The organism is Sphingobium ummariense RL-3, from assembly GCF_000447205.1.
Classification (GTDB): Bacteria; Pseudomonadota; Alphaproteobacteria; order Sphingomonadales; family Sphingomonadaceae; genus Sphingobium; species Sphingobium ummariense.
On record NZ_AUWY01000074.1, the window covers coordinates 30,656 to 51,151 of the forward strand.

Sequence of the window (20,496 nt, forward strand, 5' to 3'; positions counted from 1 at the left end):
GGTGTCACAAGCGGAGGCGGAGGGCGACGTTGACCCCAGGTCACCGCGGGGCGGCGATTTCTCGCCTTCCATGAAGCGGTCCGCGTGGCGACCAATGACACCTCGGGGATGGAGGCCGCTATGCGAGAGTTGAAACCTTTGAGCGCCGTCGCCGCCGTGATGGTGCTCGGCGCCTCCGCGCAGGCGCAGACGGCACCGCGCCACGGCAGCGCCGACCTCGTCCTTGTAAACGCCAAGGTCATCACGGTCGACGCGAAGGAGCGCATCGCGCATTCGGTGGCGGTGCTGGGCAACCGCATCGTCGCGGTCGACGGAACCGACGAGTGGGTCGGTCCCACGACCAGGGTGATCGACCTCAAGGGCCGCACGCTGCTGCCCGGTTTCATCGACGCCCATTCGCACGTCGAGGGCATGGCCGACGTGCAGGCGCATACCATCGACATTCAGGCGCCGCCGCTGAAGGACGGAAAAGCGATCATCGCGCGGCTCAAGGAGGCGCAGAAGGCGCTGCCGCCACGCGCCTGGCTGCGCGGCAACGGCACCTACAATCAGGTGATGCCGACGCGCGAAGAGCTGGACGAAGCATTTCCCGACAATCCCGTGCGGCTCGACTGGAGCGCGCACGACAACCTCATCAACCACGCCGCCGCCGTCGCGCTGAAGCTCGATCGCACGTTCCCCGATCCGCCGAAGGGATCGACCGGTCGGCTGGAGCGCAATAAGGACGGCGAAGTCACGATCATCCGCGACTACAAGGTCGACTTCCCGGTGGACGCCTTCCCTTATGCCGAGAAGAAGGAGGCGTTGCGCAAGGTGCTGCGCGACTTCTACCTCCACCGTGGCGTCACCACCGTGTCCGATCTGTCGACCGCCGACGCCTATCGCGCCTATCAGGACCTGAAGGACGCAGGACAGCTGCCGACCCGCGTGCGGATGAACCCCTTCATCCGCCAGCCCGCCCAGCTTGACGCGCTGCTGACCACCGGCATGCGTACGGGGCTGGGCGACGACATGCTGATGGTTGGGGCGGTGAAGATCATCCTCGACGGCGTGTGGGGCACCACGGCGGCAGTGTACAAGCCGTTCTGGAACGGCTCGGGAACCACCTTCATCCCCAACAATATTGGCGGGACCAGCCGGAGCCAGGAGCAGCTGACACGCGAGATCGTCGCCGCACACAGGGCAGGCTGGCAGGTCGAGATCCATGCAAATGGCGATCGCGCGCAGGACATGACGCTCAATGCCTATGAGGCGGCGCAGAAGGCCTATCCGCGCCCGGACGCGCGCGACCGGATCGAGCATTTCGCGCATTTCCTGGTGCAGGACGAGGCGCGGACGGAGGAACGACTGCGCCGCATGGTGGCCGATCGCATTATCCCCTCCGCGCAAGTCGCTTTCTTGTGGCGGCTGACTGACACCAACATCCGTGAGCCGGGTATTCAGTTCTTCGCACTGCGCCGCCTGATCGATCTCGGCCTGCATCCGACCGGCGGCGTTGACAATATCGGGACGCAGCCTTTTGCGACCTATCCGATGTTCTCGATCCAGCGCGCGGTCGCCCGTGACACGAAGTACGGCAGGATCGTCCAGCCCGAACAGGCGATCACCGTCATGGAGGCGATCAAGATGTTCACGATCTGGGCGGCGGAAGCGAACTTCCTCGAAAAGTCGCTCGGCAGCATCGAGATCGGCAAGATCGCCGATTTCGTGGTGCTGGGCGGCGATCCGCTGACCACGCCCAAGACCAAGCTGTCGGAGATCCCGGTCGAGATGACGATCCTTGACGGCAAGATCCAGTACGATCGCGCCGAAGCCGCCCGCTGAACCATCCGGAGTGCCATTCATGACGACCAATCTGAGCCTCGCGGCGCGGCGCAGCGCCGCCGTTCCCCGCGGTGTCGGCTCCGCCACCGCCATCTATGCCGACCGCGCCGAGAACGCCGAACTGTGGGACGTGGAAGGGCGCCGCTTCATCGATTTCGCCGGCGGCATCGCGGTCCTCAACGTCGGCCATCGACATCCCAGGGTGATGGCTGCGGTGGGCGCGCAGCTGGATCGCTTCACCCATACCGCGTTCCAGGTCGCGCCATACGAAAACTATGTCGCGCTGGCCGAGCGGCTCAACGCGCTGGCGCCGTTCTCCGGCCCAGCCAAGACGATCCTGTTCACCACCGGCGCGGAAGCGACCGAGAACGCAGTCAAGATCGCGCGTGTCGCCACGCGGCGACCGGCGGTGATCGCCTTTGCCGGCGCCTTTCACGGCCGGACATTGCTCGCTTCCGCGCTGACCGGCAAGGTGGTGCCGTACAAACGCGGCTTCGGCCCGTTCCCGGGCGACATCCATCACATCCCCTTCCCGACGCCGGGCAGCGGCGTCGACACCGCCGCCAGCCTGCGCGCGCTCGACACGCTCTTCGCCGCCGATGTCGACCCCGCTCAGGTAGCGGCGATCATCATCGAACCGATCCAGGGCGAAGGCGGCTTCAACGTCGCACCACCAGAGCTGCTGCGCGCGCTGCGCGAACGCTGCGACGCCCATGGCATCCTGCTGATCGTAGACGAGGTGCAGACGGGCTTCGCACGCACCGGGCGCATGTTCGGCATCGAACATGCCGGCGTGGAGCCGGATCTGGTGTGCGTCGCCAAATCGATGGGCGGCGGGTTTCCGCTCTCGGGCGTGATCGGCCGGGCGGACGTAATGGACGCGGTGGATCCCGGTGGGCTGGGCGGCACCTATGGCGGCTCGCCCGTCGCCTGCGCGGCGGCACTGGCCGTGCTGGACGTGATCAACGACGAGAAGCTGTTGGAGCGCGCCTCCAGCATGGGCGCAACGATCCGCGCCCGCGTCGAAGCGGCGGCACGACGCAACGGCAGCGTGGGCATCGCCCATCTGCGCGGTCACGGCGCGATGATCGGGTTCGACATCGTCGACCCCTTCACGGGCACCGCCGATGGCGATGGTGCCCGGGCGGTCTGCGCGCGCGCGCTGGAAGCGGGGCTGATCCTGCTGTCGTGCGGCCCACAGGGCGAGACGATCCGCATCCTCGTTCCCCTGACGGCGAGCGACGGCGTGCTGGAGGAAGGGTTGTCGGCGCTGGATGCCGCACTGTTCAGTGATGCCCCAGCCGCCGCGTCGGCGGAGATCGGCAGCGAGTCGGCGCCGGCGTGAGCAGGGCCACGACGATCGGCCTCACGCGCTCCGACCTGCTGCGCGATGGCGGGTATATCGACGGCCGCTGGGTCGCCGCGACATCGACAATGCCGGTCACCAACCCGGCGGACGGATCGCTGGTTGGCAAGGTGGCGAATCTTGGCGCGGAGGCGGCGACGCAGGCGGTCGACGCGGCCGCGGCGGCACTTCCCGGCTGGCGCGCGCGCACCGGCAAGGAGCGCGCGCAGGTGCTGCGCTGCTGGCACGACCTGATGCACGCCCATGCCGACGACCTGGCGCGCCTGATGACGGCGGAGCAGGGCAAGCCCCTGGCCGAGGCGCGTGGCGAGGTCACCTATGCCGCCGCGTTCCTCGAATGGTTCGCGGAGGAAGCGAAGCGGGTGCGTGGCGAAGTGCTATCGCCGCATCTCGCCGACAAGCGTCTGGCGGTGCTGCGCCAGCCGGTCGGCGTGGTGGCGGCGGTGACACCCTGGAACTTTCCGCTGGCAATGATCACGCGCAAGGTTGGGCCGGCGCTGGCGGCGGGATGCACGGTCGTGCTCAAGCCGTCCGAACTGACCCCGTTGTCCGCGCTGGCGCTCGCCGCGCTGAGCGAGGAGGCGGGGGTGCCCGCCGGCGTCTTCAACGTCGTGGTGGGGGACGCGCCGCCGATCGGCGCCGTCCTGACCGGCGATCCGCGCGTCGCGAAGTTCACCTTCACCGGATCGACCGCGGTGGGCAAGGCGCTGGCGGCCGCCTGCACGGGCACGGTCAAGCGCGTATCGCTGGAGCTCGGCGGCAATGCACCATTCCTCGTGTTCGACGATGCCGACCTGGATGCCGCCGTCGAAGGCGCGATCGCATCCAAGTTCCGGAACACCGGCCAGACCTGCGTGTGCGCCAATCGCCTGCTGGTACAGTCCGGGATCTACGACCGCTTCGCCCGCGCGCTGGCCGAACGTGTGGGGCGGATGGTGGTCGGTGCCGGGCTCGAGGGGGTGACCGACCAGGGACCTTTGATCGACGAGCGGGCGGTGGCCAAGGCGCGGGCGCATGTGGAGGACGCGGTGGCGCGCGGCGGCCATGTCTTGACCGGCGGTGGCGCGCTGGACCGCGCTGGTTTCTTCTTCGCGCCGACGGTCGTCGCCGACGTGCCGCCGGACGCGTTGCTGTGCCAGGAGGAGACATTCGGGCCGGTCGCGGGACTGGTCCGCTTCGAGACCGAAGCGGAGGCGCTGCGGCTCGCCAACGACACGCGAGCCGGACTCGCAGCCTATTTCTTCACCCGCGACGCCGATCGCAGCGTGCGGGTCGCCGAGGCGCTCGAATATGGCATGGTGGGGCAGAATACCGGCCTGATCTCGACCGAAGTCGCGCCGTTCGGCGGAATCAAGGAATCGGGCATGGGGCGCGAAGGCTCGCATCTAGGCATGGATGACTACCTCCAGTACAAGCTGGTGTGCGCGCATGTGCGCGCAGCGGATTAAGCAAGCTTGCCGGGGGAGCGCGATTCTGCCCCCCCCGCCCCCCGTCAATTCATGGTGGGAATGACGAAGTTGCTCTGCGTCGCCTGTCCTTCCGCTGGCGACGCACGGCACGCCCGCCGGCGTCGTCGATGCTCTCGCCCGCGTCAGCTTCCGCTCGACGTCAAGCGCGGTGCGGCACGGAGCGGTGGCTAGGCGGTGCGCCGGAAGACCAGGATCGACAGCACCTTGCCCGTCTTGTCGTACAATAGGCTCAGCAGGGTCTGGCCGTCGATCGACGCGCGATGCTCGATGATCCGTTGCACGCCGCTGTCCGGCATCAGCTCCGTGATCGTGCGGCCGCCATCCACCCGCCGCACACGGGCGCGACCGACCGTGACGCCCCCCAGCGAGACGAGCGGCACCTCAGGCCCGTCCACCAGCGCCTTGAAGCGGACGCCGGTGGTCTTGCCCTGAAAGCGCACGGTGGCCGCATAGTCGATCTGCGTATCGTCGCCGCCGATCACCACCGTCTCCCCGATCACCCGCTCGTGCGCCGAAGCGCCGGCGTCGAGCTCCCAGGTGCCGCGAGTCGAGTGCGAGCTGGCCACGCCCACCGTGTCTTGCGCGCTTGCCGGACCGGCGACGATCACAGCCGCCGCCAGTCCGGCCGTTTGAAGAAGGACTGCCCTCATCATGACGTCGTCTCAATACCGGGCGATCAGCTGAAGGCCGATCGTGCGCGGCCGCGCCGTCGATCCGCGCCAGAGCGGACCGCGTACATAGGTCGGCACGTTCACGTAATAACCGAAGTTGTTCAACACATTCTCGGCATAGACCGTCACGTTCACCGGACCGACGTCCAAGCCCGCGCGCAGGTCGAGATTCTCGATGTCGTCGGCATAGACACGGGTGGGATCATAGGTCGTCGCGGTCGGCTCCTGGAAGAGGAACAATCCCTTGTTCGCCGATCTCAGATTGTACTGCGCGCGAACATAGGCTTCGTTGCGGCCCAGTTCAAAGCGATATTCGATGTTGCTGTTTATGGTCCATGGCGTCGCACCGAGCGTCTGGTCGCGCAGCACCTGCGGGGCTGTGCCGATGCGGATCGTCTCGTCATAGGTCGCATCGACATAGCCGATGCCGAAGCCGACGGTGAGCCGGCGCGACGGACGCAGCGTCAGGTTGAGGTCGAAGCCTTTGCTGGTCGCGGACGCGGTGTTCTGAACCAGCGCGAAGAGGCATTGCAGTCGTAGCTGTTGCTGGATGTTCTGCCACTTCACGTAATAGGCACTGACCTCGTAGGACAGCGCGCCGCCGAGCAGCCGGCTTTTGGAGCCGATCTCGTAGCTTTTGGTCCGATCGGGCGCGAAATCGCTTGCGTTGAGGCCAAGCTGCTCCGCCTCGGTGCGGCAGACATCGGGCAATGCCCTGTTCACGCCGCCGGTGCGGAAACCCTCGGCATAGGTGGCGTAATAGAGCGAATCCGGCGTCGCCTGGAACGACAGGCTCGCCTTCGGCAGGAAAGGATTGGAGCGTTGCCGCCCTTGATAGCGGGAAATGCCGAGCGGTGGGTAGGATACGCCGCGCTCCGTAATATCGAATTCCAGCCTGTTGCGCGAATATCGCCCGCCGACGGTTGCCGTCAGTCGGTCGGCCAGACGGATATCGACATTGGCGAAAGCGGCGATCTCCTGCTCGCTGGTATATTCCTCACCGAAATAGATGGAGTCGCCAACGCGCGGTGGAATGCCTGCCTGTTCGGGCGTGCGGCCGAACCGATAGAAATAGAGTTCGGCATAGTTCGGCAGATTGATCGGGAGCGAGGTCTCGATCGAACTGCGGGAGTAATACAGTCCCACGGTATAGCGAAACAGCGCGTCGCTCTCGCCACCTGACAGGCGCAGTTCCTGCGAGAACAGCCGTTGGCGAATGTCCGGGTTCTGCGTGCCGATCGTGCGCGGAATGGTGGGTGTGATCGGAAACAGATACGCGTTACCGAAATAATTGCGCGCGTTGATGAACGTGGCGTCGTTCAGATCAACCACGTGGCGACGGAACAGCGACGTGACCGAGGTGATCGACGTCGCGCCCCACTCCCCCACCACTTTCAATGAAGGCAGATAGAAGCGATCGGTGCTGGGCTGTGCCACTGGCGAATAGCTAAGGAACTTGCCGTTCCGAGGATCGGAAACGCCGAGCGGGCAGGGGTTGAGCGTGCCGGCGCTGCCTGGCGAACCGGTCGTTGCGGGGCATCTTGTCCAAAGGTCGACGCGGTCATCGAACTTAAGTTCCTGATAATAGATGCTCGGCGCGATCGACAGCCACTCGTTCGGCTGAAAGAGCAGCGAGCCGCGCGCGACCAGAGTCTTGTCGCTGTTCGCATTCTCGCTGCGTTCCGTCGGGTCGAGCCAGCTCTGGCGATCGATCCAGCCGGCATTATAGCGGCGGTACACGCTGGCGCGGAAGCCGAGCACGTTCGTCACAAGCGGGCCGCCGACGGCGGCGCCCACTTCGTAGCCGGTGCCGCCGTGATCCACGAAGTTCACCGCGGCGCGTCCATAGGCACTGTACTTGGTGAGGCTCGGCGTCGGTGTGATGAAGCGAATCGCGCCACCTTGCGCGCTGGCGCCGAACAGCGTGCCCTGTGGTCCGCGCAGCACCTCGACACGCTCGATGTCGAAGATGAAGGGCACGGTGCTGCCATTGTAGTTGAGTGACGAATTGCGCGCCTGGATCGGCGTATCATCGATATACACGGCCGATGTGGCTGCGCCGGCGTTGGAGTCGATACCGCGAATGATGAAGCGGGTCTGATTACCCGAACCGCCGGTCGCGCGTGTGATGTCTAGGCCTGGCGTCTGGGCTACGACATCGCGAATGTCGCGAATGCCTCGGGAGTCCATGTTTTCCTGGGAAAATGCCGTGATCGAGATCGGAACCTTGGAAAGCGTCTCGGCACGCTTCGTCGCGGTCACCACGATTTCGCCACCCATTGCCGGTTCGGTCGCGGCGTTCGCCCGCTGGTCCGGCGCCATCGCTTGCTGCTCGGGTTGTGCGGCCACTCCTGCCGCGTCCTGCGCAATCGCGGGCAGTCCTGTACAGAAAGCCGCAAGCGAGGTTCCCGCAACCGCCAGACCCCGCACCCGTCCGAGTTTCCCCATCATTGATTTTCTCCCCGATCTCGAACGGCTCTCGCCATCCAGCCTCCGACACTCGTAACCCTCTTGTTCGGCCAGTCTGTGGTTGCTGTCGCGGCGGATGAAGTTGCGAAATCGCGAGCACCCGGTGATGTGCAATCACCGGCAAATGGTGGAAACATGCGTTGGCCAACCTGCTTTCGGGTCGAAAGCCATTGTGCTTCTATCCGGCAACTCCGCCGATTGCAGTGCAGCGGGGCGCTCTAGGGTCGGGACGATTGATGTGAGCGCGTGAATGTGATTCGGGTTCCGAGAGGAGACTGGATTTGAGCGACCTATGCTGGCTGACGGGCGAGCAGATGGCGCGGCTCGCCGTATTTTCCTAAGAGCCACGGCAAGCCTCGGGTTGACGATCGGCGGGTGTTGAGCGAGGTAATTTTCGTGAACCGCAATGGGTTGCGCTGGCGAGATGCGCCGAAGGATTACGGGCGGCACAAGACGCTCTAGGTCGAGTGATCCGGCACAGCCCCGTCTAGGCCAAGGCGGCAGAACCAGCGGTACGCCTGGTTGAGATGCTCCTCCTCCCAAAGCCGCCGCTCCGACCGGATCCCAGGCAGTAGCCGATGAGAAGCATCCAGATCATCAGTTCCGAATCGATCGAAGGCCAGCCTATCTCACTGTAAAACGGCCGCAACTTCTCTGAGATGCCCCAAGATCGACAAACCTGTCGATCACCCGCAGAAAATGGCTCTGGGGAACATGGTCTTCCAGGCTGAAGCTGTAAAACAGCGCCTCCTGCATCACTATCCGATCGTCCATCATTAGCCCGCCTCCAAACGATGGAGACAGTGAATCAGGACCACCCAATCACTGCAAGCTCGGGGTTTCAACACTATCCATCGGAAGCTGACATTTGCAATCATCGTCATCCCCGCTGAGGCCTGGATTGACGAGAGGCTTTCCTATCCGATCGGCTCCTCGATCGACACGGGCGGTTTCGAGAACCATGCCGGTCCCTGTGCGGTCATGTGGAAGCAGTCTTCCAGACGGATGCCCATGACGCCGGGAAGGTAGAGGCCGGGCTCGTTGGAGAAGCACATGCCTTCCGTCAGGGGAGTGGTTTCGCCGTGGACGAGGTTGACCGGCTCGTGCCCTTCCATGCCGATGCCGTGGCCGGTGCGGTGCGAGAGGCCGGGGAGTGCGTAGCCGGGGCCGTAGCCCTGCTTTTCGTACCAGCCGCGCACCGCGTCGTCGACCGATCCGGCGGGAACGCCGAGCTTTGCCGCCGCGATCGCGATCTGCTGGCCGTGTGCCACGTCGTTCCAGACCTTGCGCTGCTGCGCGGTCGGGGTTGCGCCGTGGACCCAGCTGCGGCTGATGTCGGACTGATAGTCCTGCACCGTACAGCCGCAGTCCATCAGCACGACCTCCCCTGCCCGCACCGCCTGCGGCTTGCCCGAACCGTGGGGATAGGCGGCGGCTTCACCCAGCAGGACGAGGTTGAATTCGACCGAACCGCCCAGCGCGCGCGTGGCGGCGGCCATCAGCGCGCCGATGTCGGCGGGCGTCATGCCGGCCCGGACTTGCGGCCAGGTCCAGCGATAGGCGGCCATGGTGACGTCGCTGGCCTTCTGCATCAGGGCGATCTCCGCCGCGGTCTTGCGCATGCGGATGGCGCGGGTGACGGGATCGCGGACGATCTTCGCATCGGGCAGCGCGGCCTTGAGGCCGTCCACGGCGAAGTAGCGCACCGTTTCCTCGATGCCGATCGTGCCGCGCGCCAGCCCTTTTTCACGCAGGAAGGCGGCGACGAGGGCGTGGGGGTTCTCGTCTTCCTGCCAGACGCGGATCTCCGCGGGGATGGCGAGCGATTCGGCGACCGAGGGCTTTTCGAAGAAGGGCGTGACGACGATCGGCGCGCCCTGCGCCGGGATGACGGCGGCGGTCAGCCGCTCGCTGCGGTGCCAGCGGACACCGGTATAGTAGATGAGGCTCGCGCCCGGCTCGACCAGCAGCGCGTCGATGCCCTGGCGCTGCATCGCCTGCTGGGCACGGGCGATGCGGTCGGCGCGCTCGGCGGGGCCGATCGGGACGACATCGGCGGTGAGCGGCTTCAACGCCTCGACCGCGCGTTCCTGCGCAAACAGGCGGGGGCTGAGGCCCGCGAGCGCGGCGCCTCCCAGCACGGCGCCGGAAGCGAGGACGGAACGACGGTCGATGGACGGCATGAACGCACCCTGTGGTGAAAGGGCGTTCTTGGTGCCGCCTTGCCGAGGGAATGGCAAGGCGGGTTTCCCGCCTTTCGCTGCCTAGCCGCTTCGGGTTGAGCCTGTCGAAGCCCTGCCCCTTTTTTCACAAGACAAGGAAGACCCTTCGACAGGCTCAGGGCGAACGGAAGGCGGGAGTGACCGCCGCAGCGCGCTACGCCATTTCCATCGCGGCCTGCGCCTTCTGCTTCGCTCGGAAGGCATGGAGCAGCGGCTCGGTATAGCCATTGGGCTGGGACAGCCCCTCGAACACCAGCGCGCGCGCCGCCTGCCAGGCGAGGCTCTCGTCCTCATGGCCGCTCATCGGACGGTAGAGCGGATCGCCGGCATTCTGGGCGTCGACCTTCTTCGCCATGCGGGCGAAGGCGGCATCGACCTGTTCCGCCGTGCAGACGCCGTGCAGCAGCCAGTTGGCGATATGCTGGGAGGAGATGCGCAAGGTCGCGCGATCCTCCATCAAGCCGACATCGTGGATGTCGGGCACCTTGGAGCAGCCGACGCCCTGGTCGATCCAGCGGACGACATAGCCCAGGATGCCCTGGGCATTGTTGTCCAGTTCCTGCGCGATTTCCTCCTCTGAAAAATTGCGGCCGGTGGCGATGGGCGGCGTCAGCAGGCTGTCGAGCGTGGCGACGGGTTCGGCCATGCGTTCGCGCTGGCGGGCGAAGACGTCGATGCGGTGATAATGAGTCGCGTGCAGCGTCGCGGCGGTCGGCGAAGGAACCCAGGCGGTGTTGGCGCCGCTCAGCGGATGGCCGACCTTCTGCACGAGCATGTCCGCCATCCTGTCCGGCGCGGCCCACATGCCCTTGCCGATCTGCGCGCGGCCGGAAAAGCCGCAGCCAAGCCCGATCTGGACATTGCGGTTCTCATAGGCGGTGATCCATTCGCTGGACTTAATTTCGCCCTTGCGGATCATCGGCCCGGCGTACATCGCCGTGTGCATCTCGTCGCCGGTGCGGTCGAGGAAGCCGGTGTTGATGAAGACGATGCGATCCTTCACCGCCGCGATGCACGCGGCGAGGTTCGCCGAGGTGCGGCGCTCCTCGTCCATCACGCCGACCTTCAACGTGTGGCAGTCAAGGCCCAGCAGATCCTCGATCGCGTCGAACAGGCGGTTGGTGAAGCCGACCTCCTCCGGCCCGTGCATCTTCGGCTTGACGATATAGATGCTGCCGGCACGGCTGTTGGCGCGGTGGCCCTGAATGTCGTGGATCGCGATGAGGCTGGTGACGATGCCATCGAGGATCCCCTCCGGCGCCTCGCTGCCATCGGGCAGCAGGACGGCGGGCGTGGTCATCAGATGGCCGACATTGCGGACGAACAGCAGGCTGCGGCCCGGCAGGGTGAAGGCGGTGCCGTCGGGCGCGGTATAGGTGCGGTCGGGGTTCAGCGCGCGGGTCATCATCGCCCCGCCCTTTTCAAAGGTGTCGGTCAGGTCGCCCTGCATCAGGCCGAGCCAGTTGGCATAGGCGGCGACCTTGTCCGCCGCGTCGACGGCGGCGACCGAATCCTCCAGGTCGCAGATGGTGGTCAGCGCGGATTCGAGGACGACGTCCGAAATGCCCGCCGGGTCGGATGCGCCTATCGGATGATCGCGGTCGAAGACGACCTCGACATGGAGGCCGTTGTGGCGGAACAGCCGGCCCTTCTCGCTGCGGCCCAGATATTGGCTGGGATCGGCGAGCGCGATGTCTTCGCCGCCAAGGTCCGCCCAACTGCCCGAGGCCAGCGGCACGGCGTCGTCGAGGAACGCCTTCGCCCAGGCGATGACCTGCGCGCCGCGCTGCGGGTCATAGCCCTTGCCCGCAGCCGTGCCGGGAATGGCGTCCGTGCCGTAGAGCGCGTCGTAGAGGCTGCCCCAACGCGCATTGGCGGCATTGAGCAGGAAGCGCGCGTTGAGGATCGGGACGACGAGTTGCGGCCCGGCGAGGCGTGCGACCTCGTCATCGACATTCTCGCTGCCGATGGCGAAGGGCGCGGGTTCCGGGACGAGATAGCCGATCTCCGTCAGGAATTTGCGCTGCGCCGCGACGTCGAAAGGCTGGCCGGCGCGTGCCTGATACCAGGCGTCTATCTTCTCCTGAATGGCGTCGCGCTTTACCAGAAGAGCGGCGTTCTCCGGCGCGAAGCGCGCGAAGATGGAGGCGAAACCCGCCCAGAAGCGGGCCGGATCGATCCCGGTGCCGGGCAGCGCCCGCTGTTCGATGAAATCCGCCAGCCGTTCGTCCACCCGGACGCCGTTCAGGTCTATGGTACGCATCTTTCCACTCCTTTGTCGCCGCCATGATAGACCCTAATAATTATGTCGTGTAGAGGCTATTATTCGAACATAGAATTTCCTCGAGGGAAATTATCATGATGGACCCGGACTATGAACTATTCGCCGCCATCGTAGACGAGGGCGGCATGGCAGCGGCGGGACGACGACTGGCGATCTCTCCTGCCATGGTGTCGAAACGATTGATGCGGCTGGAGGAGCGGCTGGGCGCGCGACTGATCCACCGCACAACCCGGCGGCTGACGCTGACGCCGGCGGGGGAGAGATTGAACGAGGATCTTCGCGGCATATTGGCGGCGCTGGCGGAAGCGGAGCAGCGCGTGTCCGGCCTTTCGACGGTGGTTGCAGGATCGTTGCGGGTTTCGGCTCCCACCTCGTTCGGGCGGATGCATATCGCTCCCCATCTGGAGGTGTTCCTGGAGCAGCACCCGAGGGTGGAGTTGCAGATCGACCTTTCGGACGGCTATGCCGACCTGATCGGTACGCGCACCGACCTTGCCATTCGCATCACGGCCGATCCGGGACCGGGGCTGGCGGCGCGGCGGCTGGCGACCAACCGGCGCATCCTGTGTGCGGCGCCGCGCTATCTGGACCGGTTCGGTGCACCGGAGACGATCGCCGACCTGAAACGCCATCGCCTGCTGGCGGCGGAAGGACAACTGCCATGGCGCCTGACCGGGCCGAAGGGACCCGTTACGGTCGACGGCCGCAGCCATGTGCGGACCAACAGCAGCGAAGTCGTGCGCGAGCTGACGCTGGCTGGAAGCGGCATTGCCCTGCGATCGCTGTGGGACATCAGCGAGGCTCTGGCGAACGGCGAGGTACGGCAGATCCTGCCGGCGCATGAGGGGTCGGCCGATGTCGGCCTCTATGCGGTTCACCTGCCGCAGCCCAACCCGCCCGCCGCGATCATGGCCTTCATCGCCTTTCTGGCGAAACTTTATGAGCCTTTGCCCCCATGGGAACGCAGGGGCATTGCCGGAAAGGCAGCCTCCCGGTAAGGCCCTGACCATGGACGACAACACCCGCCGCGCCGCCCTGGACTATCACCGCCTGCCGCAGCCCGGAAAGCTGCGTATCGAACCGACGAAGCGCATGGTGAACCAGCGCGACCTGGCGCTGGCCTATTCACCCGGCGTGGCGGCGCCCTGCGTCGAGATCGCGGCGGACCCGGCCAAGGCGCTGGACTATACCGCGCGCGGCAACCTGGTGGCGGTGATCTCCAACGGCACTGCCGTGCTGGGGCTGGGCGCGATCGGCGCGCTGGCGTCCAAGCCCGTGATGGAGGGCAAGGCGGTGCTCTTCAAGAAATTCGCCGACATCGACGTGTTCGATATCGAGGTTGATACGACCGACCCGGACAAGTTCGTCGAGGCCGTCGCGCTGCTGGAGCCGACCTTCGGCGGCATCAATCTGGAGGACATCAAGGCCCCCGAATGCTTCGCCATCGAGGCGCGGCTGAAGGAGCGGATGAACATCCCCGTCTTCCATGACGACCAGCATGGCACCGCGATCGTCGTGGCAGCGGCGGTGCGCAACGCGCTGGTGCTGCAGGGCAAGACGCTGGCCGAGGCGAAGCTGGTGACGTCCGGCGCGGGGGCGGCGGCGCTGGCCTGCGTCGACCTGCTGGTGTCGATGGGACTGCCGGTCGAGAGCGTGACGCTGACCGACAAGGACGGAGTGATCCATTCCGGGCGCGAAGGCATGCTGCCCAATATGGCACGCTATGCCCGCACCACCAATGCGCGCACCCTGCCGGACGTACTGCCGGGTGCCAATGTCTTCCTGGGCCTGTCCGCGCCCAATGTGCTGAAGCCCGAATGGCTGCCGTTGCTGGCCGACAACCCGCTGATCTTCGCGCTCGCCAATCCCGAGCCGGAAATCCTGCCCGACGTCGCCCGTGCCTCCCGCCCCGATGCCATCGTGGCGACGGGGCGGTCGGATTTCCCCAACCAAGTCAACAATGTCCTGTGCTTCCCCTATATCTTCCGCGGCGCGCTGGACGTCGGGGCGACGCAGATCAACGAGGCGATGAAGGCGGCCGCCGCCGAGGCCATCGCCGCCCTCGCCCGTCTGCCCGCCCATGACAGCGTGGCGCAGGCCTATGGCGGGCGGCGGCTGGAGTTCGGGCCGGACTATATCATCCCCACGCCCTTCGACCCGCGCCTGATCGCCGAGATCGCGCCCGCCGTCGCAAAGGCCGCGATGGATAGCGGGGTCGCCACCCGTGTCATCGACGTCGATGACTATCGCCGGTCGCTGGCGCGACAGAACACGCGGTCGGGCCAGCTGATGCTGCCGGTGTTCGAGGCCGCGCGCGGCACCCAGCGCCGGATCGCCTATGGCGAGGGCGAGGACGAGCGCGTGCTCCGCGCGATCCAGGACGCACTGGACGAGGACATCGTCCGTCCGGTGATCGTCGCGCGGCGCCGCATCCTGAAGGACCGGCTGCCGGGGCTGGGCCTGCGCTTCGAGCTGGACCGGGACGTCGAGGTAATCGATCCCGAGACCGACCATGAGATCATGGGCGGGCTGGTCGAAGCCTATCGCGCGACCGCCGCGCGGCGCGGCGTGCCGGCGGCGGAAGCGTTCCGCCATGTCTACCGCCGCCCCACCGTGACGGCCGCGATGCTGCTGCACACGGGCCGCGTCGATGCCGCGCTGGTCGGCGGAAATTCGGAATATTGGGGCGAGGTGGAGCATGTGCTGCGCATCATCGAGCGCAGCCCGAACCTCAGCCGCGTCTATGCCCTGTCCGGCCTGATCCTGGATGCGGGCGCGCTGTTCATCACCGACACGCATATGGTGCCCGACCCGACGACCGAGCAAATCGCCGAGATGGCGCAACTGGCCGCCGAAGAGGTCCGCTATTTCGGGCTGGAGCCGCGGGTGGCGCTGCTGTCCCATTCCAATTTCGGCGCCTCGCACAGCCCCAGCGCACGCAAGATGCGCAAGGCGCTGAAACTGATACGCGAGGCCGCGCCCGATCTGGCCGTCGATGGCGAGATGCATGCGGACGCGGCGCTGAGCCAGGCGCTGCGCGAACGGCTGGTGCCTGATTCTTCGTTCGAGGGTCCTGCGAACCTGCTGGTGATGCCGAACCTGGACGCGGCCAACATCACGCTGACGGCGCTGAGCGCGTCGTCCAGTTCGCCGACCGTGGGGCCGATGCTGATGGGGCTGACCAAGCCGATCCATGTGCTGACGCCGGGCGTGACGTCGCGCGGCATCCTGAACCTGACCGCCATCGCCGCCGCCGAGGTCGCTCGCGACGGGTGAGCGGAGGCGCGCGGCACAGGGCTATGGGTGGGACGCTGAAGTCTCATCCAGCCCCGTCATCGTAATAGGTTGCGGCCTCTCTCCTTCCGATCCGACGGGAACAAGGATAACCGGGAACCAGCTTTTTCCCACGATCGCTTCCGTTCATCGGGATGCTGCAGGATGGTAAGGATACTGGCCGGCTAGAAAAATAGGACGTCGCCCAGCCGGAGCAGGACGAAAGCGGCAATGCCGCTGCTTATCGCCAATCCCTTACCCCAACGCAAATCCCGCACCTGCGCCCAGATCGCCGCAGCGAACAGGGATCCAAACAGGAGAAGGAAAAGCAAGATATCTCGCCGTTTCGCGACCTGGCAGGCTTGCATCTTTAGGCTGCCGTCATCGTAAATGCATTCCGACACCACCAGAAGGCCGAAAATGAACGCCAACACTATGCCACCCAGGGCATGAGCGACAAAAAGTCCCCAACTTATTCGACGCGTACCAGCGGTCATTTGACGTGAATTGCATGCATGACGGATCTTCGCGAGCAGGAGGGTAACATACGGAGGACCATGCTCACCCCACTTGTGGAGAGGCTGTGCGACATCCGGTTTTGGGGCTATGTTGATTGGCGATCGGACGCTTGCCCTATTCCCCGACGATCCTGAGCAGCTTGCGTTCCACGGGTGCGAGGATGCCGGGGAGTTCCTGGCCGCGCTTGAGGACATTGCCCGCTTCGCCGATCAGTGCCCACATGCCCTGGCGGTGACGCAGCGCCGGGCGTTTCTCCACGCGGAATTCGGGGCGCTCGGCGGAACGGCGAAAGGCCGAGAAGACGGCGGCGTCCCGCCCCATATCGATCGCATAGTCGCGCCAGTGGCCGGCGGAGACCATGCGCCCGTAAAGGTCCATGATCCGTTGCAGTTCCTGCCGGTCGAAACCGATCTGTCCCGGCTTTGCGCTTTGGGGAGTGGAAGGAAACGGCGTGATATTCGACATCAGCCTCGGCCGCGCTCCTTGAACAGCGATATCTGGTCATCATCGACGGGTTCGGAAACGCGCGGCTGCGGGCTGCGCTCCGCCAGCAGTTCGGCGAGCCGCTGTTGCAGTCGCTCAACTTCGCACTGGAGCAGTTCCAGCTTCTGCTTTTCCGGGTCGAAGCAGTCGCTGCAGGGCGTGCCATAGGGAAGGAAATCGCGTTGATAGGCAGTCACGTCGACCAGCATCGGCCGGGCCGGGATGCCGACCATGGTAGCGCCTTCCGCCACGTCCTTGGTCACTACGGCATTCGCGCCGACGCGCGCGCGCGCGCCGACGACGACCGGGCCAAGCACCTGCGCGCCCGAACCCACGATCACGCCGTCGCGCAGGGTGGGATGCCGCTTGCCGGCGATGCCGTTCGCCGGATCGGTGCCGCCCAGGGTGACATTCTGGTAGAGGGTGACGTCATCGCCGATCTCCGCCGTCTCCCCGATCACGGTGAAGCCATGATCGATGAAGAAGCGCCTGCCGATCTTCGCGCCGGGATGAATGTCGTTCCCGGTCAGGAAACGCGAGAGATGGTTGATGGCGCGGGCCAGGAAATAGAGCCGCGCACGGTAGAGGCGATGCGCGATGCGGTGGAAGGCCAGCGACCAGACGCCCGGATAGAGCAGGATTTCCGCGCGCGAACGCGGCGCGGGATCCCTCGCCTTGACCGAGTCCAGATAGGATAGGAGAGTGTGCAGCATCGACTTGTCCCTGAACCGTCGGGCGGACCCGTGCGGCCTACATAGTCGGAATAGGCCGGATTTTCCAGATGCGGCCCCCAACTGATCTATGCCGGGCCAAACAGAAACTTGCTTGGCCGCCCATAATTTGCCTATCATTGCGGTAGAGAAATCACAGGGGGCCAGATGATCGACACCGCTATCGCCCATTTCGGCGACATATTGCCCTTTATCCTGATCGGATTCGGGGCGCAGATGATCGACGGCGCACTGGGCATGGCCTATGGCGTGATCTCCAGCACGCTGCTGCTGGCGCTGGGCGTACCGCCGAGCCGCGCGTCGGCGAGCGTCCATGCCGCGGAAACATTCACCACCGGCGTGTCGGCGATCAGCCATATCCTGCACCGCAACGTCGACTGGCGGCTGTTTGCGAAGCTCGTCATCCCCGGCGTGATCGGTGGCGTGGCAGGCGCCTATTTGCTGTCGAACATCGACGGCGCAGTCATCAAGCCTTTCGTTCAGGGCTATCTCACCGCCATCGGCCTCTACCTGATCTGGCGCGGACTCCATTTGCCGCCTCAGCCGCGCGATCCCCGATGGGTGACGCCGCTCGGGCTTGTCGGCGGCTTCATGGATGCGTCGGGCGGTGGCGGCTGGGGACCGGTGGTGACGTCCAACCTGCTGATCCAGGGATCAAGCCCACGCCACACCATCGGAACGGTGAACGCGGTCGAGTTCATCCTGACGACGTCGATCAGCCTGACCTTCCTGTTTCACCTAGGCTGGGAAACCTTCACCACCTATACGATCGGGCTGCTGATCGGCGGCGTCGTGGCCGCGCCCTTCGGTGCGATGCTGGCCCGCCATGTGGCGCCCAAGTTGCTGTTCATCGCCGTCGGCACGATCCTGACGCTCACATCGCTGTTCGGCGTTCTCAAATGGCTTGGATTATAGGCTAGACCGCTTATATTCGGCCTACTCATTGAGGAAGCCGATCAATGTCCAGTTACATGCCCACGTTGAAGCAGCTGCAATATCTGGTTGCGCTGAAGGAGCATGGGCATTTCGGCAAGGCAGCCGACAGCTGCTACGTCACCCAGTCGACCCTGTCCGCCGGCATCCGCGAGTTGGAGTCGCTGATCGGCGTGACGCTGGTGGAGCGCACGCGTCGAGTGGTGCGCTTCACGGCGCTGGGCGACCGGATCGTCGAGAAGGCGCACCGCGTGCTGCGCGAGGCGGAAGAACTGGCGGCGATCGCCGAGGCGTCGGGCAAGCCGCTGACCGGCGAGCTGCGGATGAGCGTCATCCCGACCATCGCCCCCTTCCTGCTGCCGCGCCTGCTGCCCCGGCTGCGCGCCGAGCGGCCGGAGCTGAAGCTCTACCTGCGCGAGGAGACGACGCAGGCGGCGATCGAATCGCTGCGCCACGGCCATGTCGATTGCGTGCTGATGGCCCTGCCCTTCCCCACCGGCGAACTGGACAGCGAGATCCTGTTCCAGGACCGGCTCTATGTCGCCTTCCCGCGCGACGACCCGCGCGACCCGCCCGAATGGATCGGGCCTGACATGATCGACGAGAGCAAGCTGCTGCTGCTGGAGGACGGCCACTGCCTGAAGGACCATGCGCTCGCCGCCTGCAACCGGCCGGAGCTGCGCGCCAGCGCGACGATGATGGGCACTTCGCTGCATACGCTGGTGCAGATGGTGGACAATGGCCTGGGGCTGACGATGCTGCCGGAAATGGCCATTGCAGGCGGCATATTGGACCATACCGGCATCGTCGCGCGGCCGCTGCGGTCCGACCATGCCTATCGCGACATCGCGCTGGTGTGGCGCAAGAACTCGCCGCGGGAGAAGGAATTCCGCCTGCTGGCCGAGCTGCTGCGCAGCGCGGCGAAAGTGCCGGGAATCACCGCGCACGCGGCATGAGAATCAGAAGGACTGCCAGCCGGCCGCTTTCGCTTCGTCCTCCGCGCGGGCCACGACCCAGCGCCCCTCGCCATCCGCGAAATATTCCTTCTTCCAGAAGGGCGCGTGCGACTTCAGCCAGTCGATGAGGAAGGCGCAGCTTTCCAGCGCCGCGGTGCGATGGCGCGAAGCGGTGCCGACGAAGACGATGCGAGCACCGGGCTCCAGTCGGCCGACGCGATGGATGACGGTGACGCCGAGCAGCGGCCAGCGCTCCAGCGCCTGATCTACGATCCGGTCCACTTGGGGCTCGGTCATGGCGGGATAATGCTCCAGCTCCAGCGCGACGAGGCCGCCTTCGCCCCGGACGATACCGATGAAGCTGGCCACGCCGCCGCCGCCGAGCGCTTCCAGCGCCGCCAGCTCTGCCGCGGCATCGAAATCCTCCGGCTGGACCGCGATCCGCTTCATCCACCCGTCACCGGCGGGAAGAGCGCCAGCTCCCTCGCCTCGCCGACCGGGCTATCGAGCGGCACGAAGCGCTGGTCAAGCGCGGCGCGCAGCCGGGCGGGGTCATCGAGCGCCTCCGCATAGCCGCCGCCGCGTGCCGCCAGCAGGGTGACGATATCGGCCACGGTAGCGCGGGAGTCGGGCTGGTCGATCCGCTCGCTGTCGATGCCAATCCTTTCGCGCACCCAGGCGAAATAAAGGATGTCGAGCGCCACGGCTCAGTCCATGTGCGCGATGCCGACGCGCAGATAGTCCCAGCCAGTAACCAGCGTCAGGATGGCCGCCGCCCAGAGGGTGACGATGCCGACGAGCTGGACGAACGGGAATTGCGGGACGGCGCCGGCCAGGATCAGGGCGCCGAGCGCGATGAGCTGGAAGGTCGTTTTCCACTTGGCGAGGCGCGAGACCGGCACGGAGACTTGGAGCCCGGCGAGAAACTCGCGCAGGCCGGACACGGCGATTTCCCGCAGCAGGATGACCATCGCGGCGATGATATGCGGGCCGCTGATATCGCGTGTGGCCGCCAGCATCAGGATCACGGCACCCACCATGATCTTGTCGGCGATCGGATCGAGAAAGATGCCGAGCTTCGACACCGCGCCCTGCGCGCGAGCGAGATAGCCGTCGAAATAGTCGGTGATCCCCATCAGGCAGTAGAGCCCGAAGGCGAGCGCATAGCCCGTGGTCCAGTGCGCGCCCATGTCCGCCGGCCAGAGCAACGCAACAAGCAGCGGCACCGTCAGGATGCGGGAAAGCGTCAGCAGGTTAGGCAGCGTCAGCATGGCCGCCGACTGCCACAGTCCGCGC

At 65.8% G+C, this 20,496-nt stretch carries 17 protein-coding genes and 2 pseudogenes; 8 read left to right on the top strand and 11 right to left on the bottom strand.

Annotated features, from left to right (window positions below; translation table 11 throughout):
- Nucleotides 1–120: 120 nt before the first annotated feature.
- From M529_RS34910 to M529_RS34920, 3 genes are read left to right on the top strand one after another with little or no spacing between them, the layout of a single operon-like run.
- A complete protein-coding gene (locus M529_RS34910) occupies nucleotides 121–1,824 on the top strand; it encodes an amidohydrolase (RefSeq protein WP_161626342.1) in 1,704 nt (567 codons plus the stop codon).
- Between the two features lie 19 nt (nucleotides 1,825–1,843).
- A complete protein-coding gene (gene gabT, locus M529_RS34915) occupies nucleotides 1,844–3,169 on the top strand; it encodes a 4-aminobutyrate--2-oxoglutarate transaminase (protein ID WP_021317885.1) in 1,326 nt (441 codons plus the stop codon).
- On the top strand, nucleotides 3,166–4,638 hold the full coding sequence (locus tag M529_RS34920; RefSeq protein ID WP_021317886.1) for an NAD-dependent succinate-semialdehyde dehydrogenase: 1,473 nt from the start codon (nucleotides 3,166–3,168) through the stop codon (nucleotides 4,636–4,638). Before gabT ends, M529_RS34920 begins: the two co-directional genes overlap by 4 nt.
- A 188-nt stretch (nucleotides 4,639–4,826) precedes the next feature.
- Here the strand turns inward: M529_RS34920 and M529_RS34925 are convergent, their stop codons facing one another.
- Nucleotides 4,827–5,312 (bottom strand): hypothetical protein, encoded by a 486-nt coding sequence (locus tag M529_RS34925; RefSeq protein ID WP_021317887.1) that lies wholly within the window; start codon nucleotides 5,310–5,312, stop codon nucleotides 4,827–4,829.
- A gap of 9 nt (nucleotides 5,313–5,321) precedes the next feature.
- Entirely contained in the window at nucleotides 5,322–7,781 is a 2,460-nt protein-coding gene (locus tag M529_RS34930) for a TonB-dependent receptor (RefSeq protein WP_084491045.1), read from the bottom strand.
- A gap of 299 nt (nucleotides 7,782–8,080) precedes the next feature.
- On the opposite strand from M529_RS34930, the pseudogene M529_RS48365 reads away from it, so the two are divergent.
- A pseudogene (locus tag M529_RS48365) lies at nucleotides 8,081–8,258 on the top strand (transposase); the annotation flags it as partial.
- Nucleotides 8,259–8,260: 2 nt separating this feature from the next.
- On the opposite strand, the pseudogene M529_RS34935 reads toward M529_RS48365, so the two are convergent.
- The 3 genes and pseudogenes from M529_RS34935 to M529_RS34945 form a co-directional block, all read right to left on the bottom strand.
- Nucleotides 8,261–8,576 (bottom strand): annotated as a pseudogene (locus tag M529_RS34935) (transposase); the annotation flags it as partial.
- Between the two features lie 140 nt (nucleotides 8,577–8,716).
- Nucleotides 8,717–9,982, bottom strand: coding sequence for a M24 family metallopeptidase (locus tag M529_RS34940; RefSeq protein ID WP_021317890.1), 1,266 nt, complete (start codon nucleotides 9,980–9,982; stop codon nucleotides 8,717–8,719).
- 193 nt (nucleotides 9,983–10,175) lie between these two features.
- A complete protein-coding gene (locus M529_RS34945; RefSeq protein WP_021317891.1) occupies nucleotides 10,176–12,284 on the bottom strand; it encodes a malate synthase G in 2,109 nt (702 codons plus the stop codon).
- 95 nt (nucleotides 12,285–12,379) lie between these two features.
- On the opposite strand from M529_RS34945, the gene M529_RS34950 reads away from it, so the two are divergent.
- Both M529_RS34950 and M529_RS34955 read left to right on the top strand, forming a co-directional pair.
- A complete protein-coding gene (locus M529_RS34950; protein ID WP_021317892.1) occupies nucleotides 12,380–13,303 on the top strand; it encodes a LysR family transcriptional regulator in 924 nt (307 codons plus the stop codon).
- Nucleotides 13,304–13,313: 10 nt separating this feature from the next.
- Entirely contained in the window at nucleotides 13,314–15,581 is a 2,268-nt protein-coding gene (locus M529_RS34955; RefSeq protein ID WP_021317893.1) for an NADP-dependent malic enzyme, read from the top strand.
- Nucleotides 15,582–15,763: 182 nt separating this feature from the next.
- Here the strand turns inward: M529_RS34955 and M529_RS34960 are convergent, their stop codons facing one another.
- The 3 genes from M529_RS34960 to epsC all read right to left on the bottom strand — a co-directional run bounded on the left by M529_RS34960 (nucleotide 15,764) and on the right by epsC (nucleotide 17,293).
- Nucleotides 15,764–16,075: a hypothetical protein gene (locus tag M529_RS34960; RefSeq protein ID WP_021317894.1), complete on the bottom strand. Its 312-nt coding sequence runs from the start codon at nucleotides 16,073–16,075 to the stop codon at nucleotides 15,764–15,766.
- Nucleotides 16,076–16,211: 136 nt separating this feature from the next.
- Nucleotides 16,212–16,562 (bottom strand): DUF2794 domain-containing protein, encoded by a 351-nt coding sequence (locus M529_RS34965; protein ID WP_021317895.1) that lies wholly within the window; start codon nucleotides 16,560–16,562, stop codon nucleotides 16,212–16,214.
- Complete coding sequence (gene epsC, locus M529_RS34970) at nucleotides 16,562–17,293, bottom strand: serine O-acetyltransferase EpsC (protein ID WP_021317896.1); 732 nt, start codon at nucleotides 17,291–17,293, stop codon at nucleotides 16,562–16,564. The genes M529_RS34965 and epsC overlap by 1 nt, the downstream gene beginning before the upstream one ends.
- Before the next feature lie 165 nt (nucleotides 17,294–17,458).
- Between epsC and M529_RS34975 the strand changes: the two genes are divergently transcribed.
- Together M529_RS34975 and M529_RS34980 are read left to right on the top strand one after the other, a co-directional pair.
- Entirely contained in the window at nucleotides 17,459–18,226 is a 768-nt protein-coding gene (locus M529_RS34975) for a sulfite exporter TauE/SafE family protein (RefSeq protein ID WP_021317897.1), read from the top strand.
- A 44-nt stretch (nucleotides 18,227–18,270) separates the two neighbouring features.
- On the top strand, nucleotides 18,271–19,200 hold the full coding sequence (locus M529_RS34980; RefSeq protein ID WP_031294942.1) for a hydrogen peroxide-inducible genes activator: 930 nt from the start codon (nucleotides 18,271–18,273) through the stop codon (nucleotides 19,198–19,200).
- A 3-nt stretch (nucleotides 19,201–19,203) separates the two neighbouring features.
- On the opposite strand, the gene M529_RS34985 is transcribed toward M529_RS34980, so the two are convergent.
- Genes M529_RS34985 through pgsA form a run of 3 tightly spaced genes read right to left on the bottom strand, consistent with a single transcriptional unit; the run spans nucleotide 19,204 to nucleotide 20,471 of the window.
- The gene (locus M529_RS34985; protein ID WP_021317899.1) at nucleotides 19,204–19,650 is read right to left on the bottom strand and encodes a molybdenum cofactor biosynthesis protein MoaE; all 447 of its coding nucleotides are present in this window, start codon (nucleotides 19,648–19,650) and stop codon (nucleotides 19,204–19,206) included.
- The gene (gene moaD, locus M529_RS34990; RefSeq protein ID WP_021317900.1) at nucleotides 19,647–19,904 is read right to left on the bottom strand and encodes a molybdopterin converting factor subunit 1; all 258 of its coding nucleotides are present in this window, start codon (nucleotides 19,902–19,904) and stop codon (nucleotides 19,647–19,649) included. Before moaD ends, M529_RS34985 begins: the two co-directional genes overlap by 4 nt.
- A 3-nt stretch (nucleotides 19,905–19,907) precedes the next feature.
- Complete coding sequence (pgsA, locus tag M529_RS34995) at nucleotides 19,908–20,471, bottom strand: CDP-diacylglycerol--glycerol-3-phosphate 3-phosphatidyltransferase (protein WP_031294943.1); 564 nt, start codon at nucleotides 20,469–20,471, stop codon at nucleotides 19,908–19,910.
- Nucleotides 20,472–20,496 lie beyond the last annotated feature (25 nt).

Excerpts from the sequence above, each read along its gene's own strand:
- epsC (WP_021317896.1), bottom strand. The coding sequence starts at position 17,293 with ATGCTGCACACTCTCCTATCCTATCTGGACTCGGTCAAGGCGAGGGAT.
- M529_RS34925 (WP_021317887.1), bottom strand. The coding sequence starts at position 5,312 with ATGATGAGGGCAGTCCTTCTTCAAACGGCCGGACTGGCGGCGGCTGTG.
- M529_RS34940 (WP_021317890.1), bottom strand. The coding sequence starts at position 9,982 with ATGCCGTCCATCGACCGTCGTTCCGTCCTCGCTTCCGGCGCCGTGCTG.
- M529_RS34930 (WP_084491045.1), bottom strand. The coding sequence starts at position 7,781 with ATGATGGGGAAACTCGGACGGGTGCGGGGTCTGGCGGTTGCGGGAACC.
- M529_RS34950 (WP_021317892.1), top strand. The coding sequence starts at position 12,380 with ATGATGGACCCGGACTATGAACTATTCGCCGCCATCGTAGACGAGGGC.
- M529_RS34985 (WP_021317899.1), bottom strand. The coding sequence starts at position 19,650 with ATGAAGCGGATCGCGGTCCAGCCGGAGGATTTCGATGCCGCGGCAGAG.
- M529_RS34960 (WP_021317894.1), bottom strand. The coding sequence starts at position 16,075 with ATGACCGCTGGTACGCGTCGAATAAGTTGGGGACTTTTTGTCGCTCAT.
- M529_RS34980 (WP_031294942.1), top strand. The coding sequence starts at position 18,271 with ATGTCCAGTTACATGCCCACGTTGAAGCAGCTGCAATATCTGGTTGCG.
- gabT (WP_021317885.1), top strand. The coding sequence starts at position 1,844 with ATGACGACCAATCTGAGCCTCGCGGCGCGGCGCAGCGCCGCCGTTCCC.
- M529_RS34975 (WP_021317897.1), top strand. The coding sequence starts at position 17,459 with ATGATCGACACCGCTATCGCCCATTTCGGCGACATATTGCCCTTTATC.
- pgsA (WP_031294943.1), bottom strand. The coding sequence starts at position 20,471 with ATGCTGACGCTGCCTAACCTGCTGACGCTTTCCCGCATCCTGACGGTG.
- M529_RS34965 (WP_021317895.1), bottom strand. The coding sequence starts at position 16,562 with ATGTCGAATATCACGCCGTTTCCTTCCACTCCCCAAAGCGCAAAGCCG.
- M529_RS34945 (WP_021317891.1), bottom strand. The coding sequence starts at position 12,284 with ATGCGTACCATAGACCTGAACGGCGTCCGGGTGGACGAACGGCTGGCG.
- M529_RS34910 (WP_161626342.1), top strand. The coding sequence starts at position 121 with ATGCGAGAGTTGAAACCTTTGAGCGCCGTCGCCGCCGTGATGGTGCTC.
- M529_RS34955 (WP_021317893.1), top strand. The coding sequence starts at position 13,314 with ATGGACGACAACACCCGCCGCGCCGCCCTGGACTATCACCGCCTGCCG.